This is a genomic window from Bacillus fungorum (genome assembly GCF_002746455.1).
Classification (GTDB): domain Bacteria; phylum Bacillota; class Bacilli; order Bacillales; family Bacillaceae_G; genus Bacillus_A; species Bacillus_A fungorum.
In genome coordinates this window covers 1-13,329 of the sequence record NZ_NWUW01000035.1, presented here as the reverse complement: position 1 = coordinate 13,329, position 13,329 = coordinate 1, and the positions used below count along the sequence as shown (strand labels likewise).

Annotated in this window: 15 protein-coding genes and 2 pseudogenes; 7 read left to right on the top strand and 10 right to left on the bottom strand. The window is 34.7% G+C overall.

Features of this window, described 5'->3' with window-relative positions:
• Positions 1-81: 81 nt before the first annotated feature.
• Genes CO726_RS27125 through CO726_RS27110 form a run of 4 tightly spaced genes read right to left on the bottom strand, consistent with a single transcriptional unit; the run spans position 82 to position 1,825 of the window.
• Positions 82-270 (bottom strand): hypothetical protein, encoded by a 189-nt coding sequence (locus CO726_RS27125; RefSeq protein ID WP_098762362.1) that lies wholly within the window; start codon positions 268-270, stop codon positions 82-84.
• Positions 271-281: 11 nt separating this feature from the next.
• The gene (locus tag CO726_RS27120) at positions 282-581 is read right to left on the bottom strand and encodes a hypothetical protein (protein ID WP_074615153.1); all 300 of its coding nucleotides are present in this window, start codon (positions 579-581) and stop codon (positions 282-284) included.
• Positions 582-612: 31 nt separating this feature from the next.
• Positions 613-969, bottom strand: a complete 357-nt coding sequence (locus CO726_RS27115; protein WP_136699874.1) for a hypothetical protein — start codon at positions 967-969, stop codon at positions 613-615.
• Between the two features lies 1 nt (position 970).
• A complete protein-coding gene (locus CO726_RS27110) occupies positions 971-1,825 on the bottom strand; it encodes a CPBP family intramembrane glutamic endopeptidase (protein ID WP_099686311.1) in 855 nt (284 codons plus the stop codon).
• Positions 1,826-1,959: 134 nt separating this feature from the next.
• Here CO726_RS27110 and CO726_RS27105 point away from each other — a divergent pair, with 134 nt between their 5' ends.
• Both CO726_RS27105 and CO726_RS27100 read left to right on the top strand, forming a co-directional pair.
• Positions 1,960-2,664: a response regulator transcription factor gene (locus CO726_RS27105; RefSeq protein ID WP_099686310.1), complete on the top strand. Its 705-nt coding sequence runs from the start codon at positions 1,960-1,962 to the stop codon at positions 2,662-2,664.
• Between the two features lie 9 nt (positions 2,665-2,673).
• The gene (locus CO726_RS27100) at positions 2,674-4,416 is read left to right on the top strand and encodes a sensor histidine kinase (RefSeq protein WP_099686309.1); all 1,743 of its coding nucleotides are present in this window, start codon (positions 2,674-2,676) and stop codon (positions 4,414-4,416) included.
• Positions 4,417-4,631: 215 nt separating this feature from the next.
• Here the strand turns inward: CO726_RS27100 and CO726_RS27095 are convergent.
• Both CO726_RS27095 and CO726_RS27090 read right to left on the bottom strand, forming a co-directional pair.
• Positions 4,632-4,928: pseudogene (locus CO726_RS27095) on the bottom strand (VOC family protein); the annotation flags it as partial.
• Positions 4,929-4,977: 49 nt separating this feature from the next.
• Positions 4,978-5,880: an AraC family transcriptional regulator gene (locus CO726_RS27090; protein WP_099686307.1), complete on the bottom strand. Its 903-nt coding sequence runs from the start codon at positions 5,878-5,880 to the stop codon at positions 4,978-4,980.
• Between the two features lie 137 nt (positions 5,881-6,017).
• Here CO726_RS27090 and CO726_RS27085 point away from each other — a divergent pair, with 137 nt between their 5' ends.
• The gene (locus tag CO726_RS27085; RefSeq protein WP_099686306.1) at positions 6,018-6,503 is read left to right on the top strand and encodes an RNA polymerase sigma factor; all 486 of its coding nucleotides are present in this window, start codon (positions 6,018-6,020) and stop codon (positions 6,501-6,503) included.
• Positions 6,504-6,508: 5 nt separating this feature from the next.
• Positions 6,509-7,636, top strand: a complete 1,128-nt coding sequence (locus CO726_RS27080; protein WP_099686305.1) for an anti-sigma factor — start codon at positions 6,509-6,511, stop codon at positions 7,634-7,636.
• Positions 7,637-7,671: 35 nt separating this feature from the next.
• On the opposite strand, the gene CO726_RS27075 is transcribed toward CO726_RS27080, so the two are convergent.
• The gene (locus tag CO726_RS27075) at positions 7,672-9,051 is read right to left on the bottom strand and encodes an MFS transporter (RefSeq protein WP_099686304.1); all 1,380 of its coding nucleotides are present in this window, start codon (positions 9,049-9,051) and stop codon (positions 7,672-7,674) included.
• A gap of 134 nt (positions 9,052-9,185) precedes the next feature.
• Between CO726_RS27075 and CO726_RS27070 the strand changes: the two genes are divergently transcribed.
• Positions 9,186-9,518 carry a winged helix-turn-helix transcriptional regulator gene (locus tag CO726_RS27070; RefSeq protein WP_098288876.1) on the top strand — a complete coding sequence of 111 codons (333 nt, stop codon included), beginning with the start codon at positions 9,186-9,188 and terminating at the stop codon, positions 9,516-9,518.
• Positions 9,519-9,556: 38 nt separating this feature from the next.
• Here the strand turns inward: CO726_RS27070 and CO726_RS27065 are convergent, their stop codons facing one another.
• The gene (locus CO726_RS27065; RefSeq protein WP_099686303.1) at positions 9,557-10,534 is read right to left on the bottom strand and encodes an HD domain-containing protein; all 978 of its coding nucleotides are present in this window, start codon (positions 10,532-10,534) and stop codon (positions 9,557-9,559) included.
• A gap of 313 nt (positions 10,535-10,847) precedes the next feature.
• Here CO726_RS27065 and CO726_RS27060 point away from each other — a divergent pair, with 313 nt between their 5' ends.
• Positions 10,848-11,216, top strand: coding sequence for a DUF5412 family protein (locus CO726_RS27060; RefSeq protein ID WP_099686302.1), 369 nt, complete (start codon positions 10,848-10,850; stop codon positions 11,214-11,216).
• A 33-nt stretch (positions 11,217-11,249) separates the two neighbouring features.
• Here the strand turns inward: CO726_RS27060 and CO726_RS27055 are convergent, their stop codons facing one another.
• Positions 11,250-12,356: a metallophosphoesterase gene (locus tag CO726_RS27055; RefSeq protein WP_099686301.1), complete on the bottom strand. Its 1,107-nt coding sequence runs from the start codon at positions 12,354-12,356 to the stop codon at positions 11,250-11,252.
• A 145-nt stretch (positions 12,357-12,501) separates the two neighbouring features.
• Positions 12,502-12,887: pseudogene (locus CO726_RS27050) on the bottom strand (alpha/beta hydrolase).
• 37 nt (positions 12,888-12,924) lie between these two features.
• On the opposite strand from CO726_RS27050, the gene CO726_RS27045 reads away from it, so the two are divergent.
• On the top strand, positions 12,925-13,113 hold the full coding sequence (locus CO726_RS27045; protein WP_099686300.1) for a TetR family transcriptional regulator: 189 nt from the start codon (positions 12,925-12,927) through the stop codon (positions 13,111-13,113).
• The last annotated feature ends 216 nt before the right edge of the window (positions 13,114-13,329 follow it).

The following is a 13,329-nucleotide window of genomic DNA, read 5'->3' as shown; positions in this document are numbered from 1 at the left end:
TGCTTTCAATGAATTTTGAGGTGGGGGTCTTACTGCTCGTTAATGCGGGATAAAAAAAACTCTTCTACATAAAGAAGAGTTTTACCTACCTTTAGACACTTTATTCGGTTCATACTCTGGGATAAGAAACGTACTTACAACCCAACATATTAAACCAGCGCCTTTTATATAGCGTATATATTCATAGTCTTGAAAAAATAAAGTCGTTACAATAAGCGTAAAAAATCCAATTAAAACTAATACGTATCCTATTTGCTTCTTAGATAACATAACGTTCCCCCTTAAGGAAGTACATCCATTAATAAACTAAAATCTTGTAAAGAAAAAGAACTATATTTCATAATACCTTGTACAGCTAAAAGTAAAATAAGGCCGGTCACACACATATAATTAACACTTTCTTCACTCTTTTTTTCAGCAACTATTCCGCCACTTATACATAATATCCCTAACAAATGGAGTGCTAAATACATGAAGAAATAAGCTTCCTCCCAGCGAAGAATAACATTGACTGTCGTTATCAGTACTATACTAAGCACAATCAAATAAAAAAACTTATTTGATGATATTGTTTCATTCATATAATTTTATACATCCCTTTCAAATTTCGAATTAATGATGTTTCAAAGCTATAAAGTAAATGATTGTTTTCATACTATAAAACAAAAGGAAAGCCACTATTACTTTCACGAATACTGTATGAACCCACATATACTTCTCTTCATTTTTTCTGAAGATGCGCTTCATCATTTCTTCTACAACTAGACCAAACATTAGTAAAACTCCTAACACAATAAGAAGAGAAATCATATTTTCTTTTAAATGAGTACTAGAAAACAAATAATACTCCGGAAACACAATCGTATCTACTACAGGTTGCAACCAATGGCAAACATTTCTATCACACATATCTGTAATAGACGTAGCATCTATAATGTCTTTCAATATTTTTTCAATCGTCTTCTTCATCTCATTTACTCCCCACTACATCTGAAAAACTATTTTCTTGCTCTACATATATAACTGGCATTTCTTTACTCCAATATTTGCGGTTAACAAATAAAAAGATGAGTACTAAGTTTAATCCTGTTATAAAAATAATAAGTCCTGGAAAGAAGGTCGTATAATTTGAGAAATCCGCAAAACTCATTATCTCTTCCCTGTTTAGTAGAAAAGAAACGCCGATTACAAATGCATTGTTTAACATGTGAATAGCAATTGGCATGAGTAAGCTATTCGTACGAATATATACGATTGATAGTACAACGCTAAATACAACTGCACCTAGGAAATCAACGTGTAACAACGCAAACAATAGCGCTACAACAATGATTGCTATACTCGTTCCCCATTTTGCTGCGAAGCGTTGCAGCAAAAATCCCCGAAAAACAAATTCGCCAATAATTGGTGCAATGAATACGACCATAATAACTTGATATACATATCCCCCTGTGCTATCTATAATCGGTTCACGTAATGCGTTCATAATAAATTCCGGTGTAATCCATGCAAAGCTATACATGTACAAAATAAGATACCCATAACTAAACACGCATAACATAATCGTAATGTATAAAACTTGCACCAGGTTAAATGTTTCATTTCTATTAATAAATAATGAAAATGAAACACGGTGTTTTTTATACTCAAAAAAGATCCACATAATCGGCAGGATATAGAATATAAGAATATTTATAAAAGTAGAATTTTGCATATGAAATGTATTTTCTATCAATTCATTACTGGCTCTTGCAACTATAGTTAATAGTGCAAATACAATTAAAAAATATCTAGCTCGCATCGTTTGAAACGGATTCACACTCATCTCCTCCCCTATGTTCCTTTTATCATATCATTTGATTCTTAATTTTTTGAGAAAGAAAACCTTAAAATTTCCTTAAAAATTCCATAAGTTACAAAATGATGGTATGATATTCGAGGAAATTAGGAGGGATTTTTATGTATCAAGCAAATATTTTGCTCGTTGATGATGAAACAGCAATTTTACAATTACTAACTACTATTCTTGAAAAAGAAGGTTTTTCTCATATTACAACTGCAACATCAGCTCAATTAGCTTTATCTCTCACCGAGCAAAACGATTACGATTTAATTATTTTAGACGTCATGCTTCCTGGACAATCTGGTTTTGATATTTGTCCAATCATTCGCCAGAAAACAGATTGCCCTATCTTCTTCCTCACAGCTAAAACATCTGATGTAGATAAAATATCTGGATTTTCACACGGTGCAGATGATTATATTACGAAGCCATTTAATCCACTTGAAGTAGTAGCTCGTATGAAAGCACAACTCCGAAGACATATGAAACAAGCAGTACCAAATGAACAAAAAGCACACTCCAGTTCATTTGGCAGATTTGAGATTGATCGATATTCCGCAGAACTAACAGTAAATGGACGTATTGTCGAATGTTCCGCCCAGCTATTTCAGCTACTACTCTTCTTTTGCGAGAATCCGAACTACGTATTTTCGAAAGAAGAAATATACGAAAAAGTTTGGGGAGCACCTGCCTATAATGGCGATGATAATACCGTTATGGTCCACATTCGAAAACTACGTGAAAAAATCGAAAAAGACCCAAGTAAACCAGAATATATAAAAACTGTTCGCGGACTTGGCTATAAGTTCATTACAAAGTAGGGTGACGATATGAACTTTAATAAACGACTTATTATACAGTTTATTCTGCAACACGTATTTGTTTTAGTTACATTACTAATTGCTGTAGTGGCTGCTTTCACTTATTTATTTTTTCTTGTTACTAGTACTTCCTACGAACCGAACATTCCAGATTCTGATAGTTTTATGATTTCAAGATATATATCTTCAGAAGATGGCAATATTTCTTTAAAGGTTGAAGTAAAAGACTTAATTAAAGAGAAAAATGATTGGATTCAAGTTGTAGAGGAAAACGGAAAAGTTCTCTATCACTTTAATACACCTAGTGACGTACCAACATCTTATACGAAAGCATCTTTATTCTCGTATATACAGAATCACACAGAAAGCCCTTATACATTTACATATTGGGAAATTGAATTAGAAGAAAAGAATGTACTGGTTATTTACGGCGGTATGTTAAAAAGCAATGTACTACTGAAAACAATTCAGAGAGAGCACCCTTCTGTATCTACAGATTCGTTCACATTAACAGAAGAAGAACAACAATTACTGTCTAAAGAAGAAGCAACACTTCAAATCTTTAATAGCGTTGGAGAAGAAGTATTCTCCTATCCAAACGGAAAGAAAAAAACGTTTTCTGTTATACAAGCCGCTCTTAGCGAAAAAGAACCGTGGAATCATAAGGAAAACACGTCTAGCTTTTATGACACAAATAGCAATCATCTTCTTGTTGTAACTGCCAAAAATGAGCACTACTACCCAGATGATGAAATAGACGATGTATTTACTAAAAAGTTTCTAATCGGATGCGGATTAATCCTTCTTATCGTATTTGTTTATTTAGTCATTCTTTCTATTTGGTACGGTAATAAATTTGGAAAACCGTTATTACATGCGATGCGTTGGCTTAAAAACATCGCTGGGGGAAAGTACGAAGAGCCTGTTAGTAAAAAAGGGAAACCTGTCAGGTTCCGGCGATCTGGTAAAGAAAAATGGTCATTCCGCTTATTTAGTGATGTTACAAATTCACTAGAGCATCTTTCTATTACACTCAAAAAAAATGATGCAATGAGGCAAGTACTGCAGCAAACACGTGAAGAATGGATTACTGGGCTCACACATGATTTAAAAACACCACTAAGCTCTATTTATGGCTATGCTTTATTACTAGAATCAAAACAGTACAACTGGACCGATCGTGACATTCAACAATTCGGCAGCGTTATGAAAGAAAAATCTCAATATATGACTACATTAATTGATGACTTAAGCTTAACGTACCAATTAAAAAATAACAGTCTTCCTGCGCAACACGTGAACATTGAAATGAATCAATTCGTCCAAAAAGTATTATTACAATTCATTAATAATCCGACACTTCAAAATCAAAATATTGAATTCGTACCAAGCTCAAATAAAATTCAATATTTCATTGAAGAAAAATGGTTCCAACGTATTATCGAAAACATACTCGTAAACGCTGTAAAACATAATAATGAAACGACAAATGTCATAGTAAAGCTTTCGCAAAATGCTACTTCATTTACACTATCTATTTCAGATAATGGAAAAGGAATGGATGATAAAACGAAAGAGCTTCTATTTGAGCGATATTACAGAGGAACAAATACAGAAGAAAGCAACATCGGAACTGGACTTGGCCTCGCCATTACAAAACAGCTCGTTCATGCTCATAACGGAACAATTTCTATTGATAGCGAACTTGGAAAAGGAACAACGATTATACTTGTTTTTCCTTTTCGTTCGTAGAAAAGGCGCTATGTGGCGCCTTTTCTTTTTTCTATTTTGGGAGAATTCATTGGTAAATGAAATTATATTGGTGATTTTCTGAATATATCAGCGCAACTCAATTTTTATCGGCGATTTTTCAATTATATTGATTTACCGACAATAACAATCCTCTCTCCTTACCACACAAAATAACCCTTCATAACTCACTATGAAAGGTCATCTCCATATTTCAGCTATTTCCCTACTAACACAAATACATTCTCATCAGGCGCTTCCATTACCGCAACATGTCCTGATTCTGTTGGAAATGGTTCGCGAATCCACTTTACATCTTTATTATCTTTTAAACTCTCATACGTTTGTTGTACATCTTCTACTAATACTTCGACTTCCATAAAATTAATATCCGGATGATTACTTATTACTAACTCCGAACTTTTCTCATCTGGAAACTTCAATCCTATTAACGTCCAAATACCCCCTTCTTCTAGTTCTCTTTCTATCATCCAGTTTTGCTTCATTCCCATTTCCCCTTTTATGAAAAAGCGAACCATCTCCCAATGATTCGCTCTTACCCTATTACTTTTTCTTCACCGGTATCCAAAGCTCTACTTGAGCAAACTCACTCTTATCTTCATGGCAACGCTCATCATATAGTTCAAACTCTGTAACGCCGCAATGTTCATAGCCTGAATGCGGGAACCATTCTGAGAATACAGCATTCCACGTTTGGTGAATAGACGATACCATTTCTTCATGAGGAACTTTCGGTGTTGTAAATACAGCATATGTCGCTGCTGGGAAAGTACGCTTCGCCACTTCATTTGGTACATTTTCAAAGCCTGTAACTTCCATTCCAATTATATAAGTAAAGTCCCCTGTTTCTAAATTAAAATCAGTACATAATCCAAGCTCTACCCATTGGCTCGTATCTTTACGATTCGGAATTGTCGTTCCAAGATCTTTTTGTAAATATTCTTGCCAAAATACTGGGATGTCTTGATGGTTTTTCCCTTCTTTACTTGTTGTCTTCAGTTCATAACCCGCCACTAAAAATTCTGGTTTATTTACAATACGATATTCCATTTGTATGCCTCCTAAATACGGATTTAATTTTCTTTGCTTTACATTCACGCTGTAATACATCGGTGTTTCTATTTCTTGCTTTCGATATTCACTCGGTGTCATTTGAAATAATTTTTTAAAGGCTCTCGTGAACGTTTCATGAGATTGAAAGCCATGCTCAAATGCGATATCAATAACTTTTTCATCCGTATGAGAAAGTTGATAAGCTGCCCGGGCTAACCTCCTCTTTCGAACATACTCCATTACTGTATCACCTACTAACGCCTGGAATACACGATGAAAATGCGACTCAGAAAAACCTGCAATGCGAGCTAAATTACGCAGCGTCTGTTTTTCCATTACATCTTCCTCAATATAATCAATTGACCTTTGAATTTGTGTTTCATAGCTTTCCATCTCTGTTCACCCGCCTTATATGTATTATGATAAAAGAGAAATGCATCCAATTCTTGACGTTTTTTACTATAATTCCATAAAAAATTGTAACTTTTTTATATGTATTTCGTTGTTATGTATGAAGGGAGGGAAATGTAGTGAAACGCAAACAATTATTAGAAGAAATTTACTCAGAACATATGCAAGATTTATTTCGCTACCTTCTCTCCCTTACTGGAGATACACACTATGCGGAAGATCTCATGCAAGAAACATTTTATCGAATGCTCGTTCACATTGATTATTATAAAGGAGAAGAAATTAGGCCGTGGTTATTTACAATTGCCTACAACGCCTTTATCGATTGGTATCGTAAAGAAAAGAAATATAAAACAACGACAGTTGAAGAATTCCATTTACCAAACGTGCCAAGTACAGAACATGCATATTTCGTAAAACATGCGATTACGAGTTGGTTAGACAGTTTATCTTCTCTTCCGCTTGAAAGACGAAATGTCCTGTTACTACGAGATTACTACGGATTCTCCTATAAAGAAATAGCAGAAATGACCGGTCTCTCATTAGCGAAAGTGAAAATAGAATTACACCGTGGCCGAAAAGACACGAGAAACATAAAGGAGTGATACGGATGGGTTGTACAGAATTTAAAAAACTATGGGAGAAGTACGAAAACGGAACGCTCACGCATGATGAACAAAAGCGATTAGAAAGTCATATTGAGACATGTGAAGAGTGTGAAGTTTACTTAGATGAGTTGCTCTCGAAGAGTGAACCAATAAAGAAAAGACTACCACCAAAGAATCTAAAAGTCCCATTTTGGAAAATAAAATGGAAACAGCGTTGGCAAACCGTTAGTTTCGTTATCGCTGTTTGTATAGCAATCTATTTTGTTGGTCATTTTTCATCTTCCCTTTACTTCTATTCAAACGAAATGAAAAACTTACGAAAAGTGAATGAGATACCAGCACTCGCACTAGAAGCAACAATTCCAAATAGTCGTTCCGCTGGAGGAAGTACAAAAATTAAACCCTTTTTCCGTACAGAAAATGAAATGAATTTATATAAAACGGTCGGCAAAAAAGAATTTCCAATCGGTACAGTAACAACGAGTAGTTTCTTATCATCTGTAACTGTCACAAATCAAACTTGGGCAAACACAGCTTATTCAAAAAAACTTTCCTTTGTCCACCCAAAAATCAAGCAAGGTGATCACTTAAAAGAATCATCTAAAAAGGTGTGGGATACACTTGCAAAAGTACATGATGGAACCGTTGCAGAAGTAGCAATATCCTTTGATAAACCTTACACTTTACAAGAATTAGAATCCTTTTTATATAGCGCATTTGAAGCACAAGAAATGCCGCCAACCCCTATATGGTATGCTTTAGACACAGGACAAGAAAAAGTAAACGAAGAAGATTTCATCCTACATGGCGGAGAGGTTATCGGATTTCCAGAACATATACATTTTCCTGAAGATGAAACAAAAAAGCTAAAGACAAAAGAAGATGAAGTAACCGAAATGATGCGTATTCTTTCTACAAATAAAGAAACTGTAAGTAAAACTACATGGACTAATGAAAAAGAGCTAAACTTAGATAAGCGTTATCAGTATGTAAAAGATAACGGCGTAAAAGCATACGGCATTGTCATTACTGGCCCATCGAAAGAGTTATTAAAATTACAAAACTCGCCGCACATTCGTTATGCAACTCTTGGAGATATTGAGGTTTGGAATTGGTTTGATTATGAATGAGAAAAGGAGAGCATCCAGAAGTGATGCTCTCTTTTTTATTCCCTCTCCACAAACTTCCAAACTAAAAATACTGCACATAGATAGGAAAGCCCAATAACTAAAAAACTATAGCTTGCCCCTCTGTACCAATTCGATGATTCATTTAAAATGATTCCCATAATTGCTACACCGACTAATGCACCAATTTGACGATTTACATTTAAAGTTGCCCCAGCCATATTCCCATTTTCACGACCGGCAGATTTCATTACAATGGTAGTCATGGCAGGTACTGCTATACCGATTGCAAGATTAACAACACTGTAAATGATTGCAATTCCTATATAACTCACATTTTTCACTAGAAACATTAATAAGATAGATCCTATACTAGCTATAAATAACGCTATGAATAATAGCAATTTTGAACCAAACTTATTCACCATTTTTGCAAATAATAAATTTCCAATAACAAATACACTCATCATCGGCAATAGTTGTAGTCCTGCTACAAACGGGCTTGCTCCGTATGCTTTTTGCAAAAAGAGTCCAAACATAAATATACCGCCAAATAAAGCAAAATTTATTAGAAATCCAACTATATTTGCCGAGGTAAACGTTTCTTTTTGGAACAACACTCTTGGTACAACTGAGTTTTTTGACTTTCTTTCTGCATAAACAAAAAGAATAGTCATTAATACCGTCCCCACTACTCCTCCTAAAATTTGAGGCGAGGACCATCCATAACTTGGACCTTCAATTAGAGTAAACGCCAACAATGTTATTGCAATTATACCAATTAAATGATTCGCTACATTTATTTTCTCCTTTTTCGGTAAAACATTTGGAATAATTACAAAAGCCATTAATATACCGATTATTCCGATTGGAAGGTTTATAATAAAAATGCTTCGCCAGCCAAATGCATTTACTAAAAGGCCACCAATAAAAGGACCCGTACCAGAAGCAATAGATACAATTGCAGACCATATACCAAACATTTTAGCTCTCTTCTTTTCATCCGGAAATGATACTACTAATAAACTAAGTGAACTTGGCATAAATAAAGCCGCTCCAACACCTTGAATGACTCGCCCCATAATAAGAACGTACCCAGTTGTAGCAATCGCACATAAAAGAGATGCGAACACAAAAATAATTAAACCAATCATATATATTCTTTTTGCTCCAAATCGATTGGCCAGCGCCCCTCCAGCCAATAATAATGCCGCAAAAGATAAAATATATCCGTCGACAATCCATGCTGAACTATATAATGTCATTCCTAATGTTTCTTGAATATTTACCACCGCAACATTTACTACAGTTACATCTAATGTTGCCATAATAAATCCCATTGCCAAAGCGATTAAAATGATAATACCCGAGTTCTCCTTTGTTTGAACATCTAAATTTCTACTAGCCACCCCACTCACTTGCTTACTCCCCTTTCAAAATTAGTAATTTACCTATATATTCCTTTAGGACTATAATAAATAAAGTACTTCATTTATAAAAGTACTGATTTTTTATATAGTACCTATACTTTTATATAGTAAGGAGTGTTTATATGGAAAATACAAATGAAGAAATTTTATTAAAATGCCCTATTGAAAAAACAATGTCTGTAATAGGCGGAAAGTGGACTTTTTTAATTTTAAGAGATTTGTTTTATAGTCCTAAACGTTTTGCTGAGCTTGAAAGATGCCTAAACGGTATTAGCCCACGCACTCTATCTCTTCGCTTAAAAGAACTTGAACAAGAAAATATTATAAAGAGAACAATCTATTCAACTATGCCACCTCACGTGGAATATTCACTAACAAAAAAAGGTGAAACACTCCGTCCTATTTTTGACGCGATGAAGGATTGGGGAAACGAGTGGAAAATATTAGATGAATAGAAAAAAGGTATCATCTTATGTGATGATACCTTCTTTTGTTAATCCGAAATCACTTTCACATACATCCCTCTCACCGCTTTTTCATAAGCGATCTCACTCATCTGTCTTATTTTTTCTGACACAACAGATGATGGAACAACTTCACCTTCACGAAGTAACGGCGGATCAATAAGACGGACTTTATTTTTCTGATGTAGATCATAATCGTTTCTATCTTCTTTGACTTTTACATTCGGATGAACTTTACTTAGTAACGCCTGTACTTCTGGATCACTGCATTGCTGCAATTTCGAAATTAGCTCATCATCTTCAAGAAGAAAGTCATCTGCATGAATAACCCTTTTATGAAGAGCTAACTTTAACGTTTTCGCTAACATATCATTTCCATAAATATTCATTGGCTTCATAAAGAAATCGATTACTTCTTTGTAATACGCTTCTGTAAACCACTCTGCTACTTCGATACTTTGAAGAACCATTCTCCCATCTACTTCGATGACATCCTCTAAAAAACTGTGAACTTCTTCTAAAGAAATATACCCATATGTATACATATCTCGTAATGTATAATCCACTCGGTCTGCACATAATTCGGGTGCGGACCTTTCTAGTAACGTCCACTTCGAATCATCTAACAAAATATTTTCATAACTATAACCATACTTCGCAAGAATCGCTGGAATTTCTGAGTTTTTCACGACAGAACTAAATATCTCTTCATGATAACTTTCATTTATATTATCAAAAACATAATCAATCACGTGAGAAAAAGCAGTATGCGATACGTCATGCAGTAACCCTGCAATTTGTTCTTCTACTGAACCACCAAGTTTCTTAATTAACAACATAACGCCAACTGAATGATCAAAGCGCGTTACATTCCATTTCTCATTTATTAAGTAGCTTGCGCCATTTTGATGAATACCTTTTAGTCTTTGCACTGGCTTACTTAAAATTAATTCTTCTACTACTTGCTCTACTGTAAACTCACCGTATAGTACATCTGATATAACCACTTATAATCCCCCTTTATTTCAGCCGAGTCTTATAATCGTACCTCTTTTATGAAATCGACATCAATATAAATATTAAATTAAAATATATCGATGTTATACATATCTGTTATTTCTTTTAATTCATTTATTTTTATTGGGTGCTCCTTATATGGAGCCTTTTTTTATTGAAAAATATGGGGACTTTCATTCCAAATCATGAACAGGACGCTAGAAATAGAAATGTACATATTCCGGCGATAAAAAGGATAAGATTGCCAGTTTTATTCTTCTTTGATTTAATACAAGTATGGCCGTTAAGGGAAAGAGGGGAAACATGAAAAAGATTTTCTTCACCATTTCATTCATCATTATTGTATTCATTAGTTTAGGATATTGGAAATTCTTCACTTTATCTGGGGTTTCAGGCGGTGAAAAGATTCAATCCATACACTCGCCAGATAAAACGTATACTTTACATATATACAGACATAATGGCGGTGCAACGACTAGCTTTGCTATAAGAGGAGAACTTGTAGCAAATAATAAAAAATTTATGAACACGAAAAATATATACTGGAATTATCGTGAAGAAAATGCAACTGTACAATGGTTAGACGATCATACAGTTATGATTAATAATCATAACTTACATGTAGAAACGGACACGTATGATTTTAGAAAAAATGATAGAGAAAAGGACTGATTTTTATTAGTCAGCCCTTTTCTCTTTATCCCACTATTCAAACGTAATTTCCACCTGCACAATCTCAGATCTACTTCCCAGTCTTAATGGTGGTCCCCAAAATCCGAAACCAGAAGAAACAATTGCGTGGAATGCACCTTTTTGTGCGTATCCCCAGTCTAGTTCGTACATTCTTCTCGTTACAATATGATTCGGCGCCATTTGTCCGCGGTGCGTGTGACCGGATAATAGTAAATCTACGCCAGCATCCGCTGCCTGTTTTAATTCAAATGGTTGGTGATCCATTGCGATAACTGGCATCGTTTTATCTACCGTACTCATTATATTTTCAAAACTTTGACGATCTCTTTCTGTTTTATCTCTTCTTCCAACGAGATAAAAGTCATCTTCAATTGTGATCACTTCATCTAACAAAATACGAATATCAATCTTATCCATCTCCTGCAAAAATTCAGGAACCGCTCTTCCGTAATATTCATGGTTTCCTAACACACCATATACACCTAATGGAGCTTTCATCTGTTTCATAATTGGTCCCATATTTTTTTGAATGAACACACCTGGATGATCATCTATAATATCACCAGGCAGTAAAATAATATCTGGTTTCATTTCATTTACATGACGGACAAGTCTTTTTAAATGCGAAACGCCGGATAATTTACCGAAATGCATATCAGAAGCCATCGCAATGCGTAAACTTTTACGTCCCTCTACTTTTTTCGGTATGTGCACCTCGTATTTTCTTACTACCGGGCTATATGCATTAAATACTCCATACGCAAAGATAAAGATAAATGCAGCTAACACAGCCGTTCCTGTCCAAATAATCGCGGTTTCTTTCTCCAGCGAAAACTGTAAAAGAAAGACCATAATATCAGCTAACGGCAATAACATAAGCGCGTATTGTATGACCGCAAACCAAATTGAACCTATCGTTCGTAAAAATGGCAAAAACTTAAACACTTGCACGAGAATGTACGCATATGAAATAAAACCAACTACGAAAGCGTAATATCCCCAAGACTCCCAGCCGAATACTGCATGAAGCCAGACCCAACCGTTCCAGCCTATGTAAAACATGAGTAGTGTGTATATAATTAATATGGTAAATATATTGAGATAACGAAGATTCTTCACAGCCAGCCTCCTTCTTGATTTCTTCTATTATATCTTGTTATGCGCGTTTAACGTAAATATTAAGCACCGCAATATTCACAATAAAAACCTCTAACTGCTAGATGCAAACCCAACAATTAAAGGTGCAATTTATATCAACGTTTTTTTACAGATTTTCCTTATAGAAATTTGTTAATTTTTCAACTGCAATTTTTACTGATTCTGGTCGGTCGTATAAATCGTAGTGACTCGCATCTTCCACAACAAGTAAATCTTTTTTCTCTGAAGCTGCTTTCTCATAAAGCTCATGACCATCTTTATAAGAACCGAATGCTCCTTGCTTACTGCCGACAATAATTTGCAGCGCTGCGTTAATAATATATCTGCTAAATGAAACGCATCAAACGCAAGCTTTACATAGCCTTGTTCTGCTAATTTCTCCGCATACAATCCTGCTGTTTGATCTTTACAGCTACTACCTGGATGGACACAAACAATTGCAGGAGCCTGTTTCTTTTCTTGAGCGCCTACAGGGATATTTAAAAGTAACATCACCTTATCATTTTAAAAAAAATTATTAACTTTCATCATGGGTGAAATTGAGAAAAAATTAAATACAAACACATCAGTAAATAAAAACATCGATAAACATATCGTATTAAAATTTTTAAGCACGGCTGTAATGGGCATTTTGGAATCTTACGTGTTAGATGAAATTGATAATGATGTTGAGTATGTTGCGACGCAAGTTGGGGAGTTGATGAGGAGGAATATATAACAATGCAAAAAAGAGGTTGTCCCAAAAGGTCGTTAAAAACGAACTTTTGGAGACAACTTCTTATATTTTACCTTTATATGGATAAAAATCCCGATCATAAGTAGAAAACCAATAGGTTTTCTATTTATGATCGGGGTTTTTCGCTTTTGATTGAGCTGTTGTTGTCCATTTCCGTAAATTATGGGCAACACAAATAAGACCCCATTCCAATCTGTT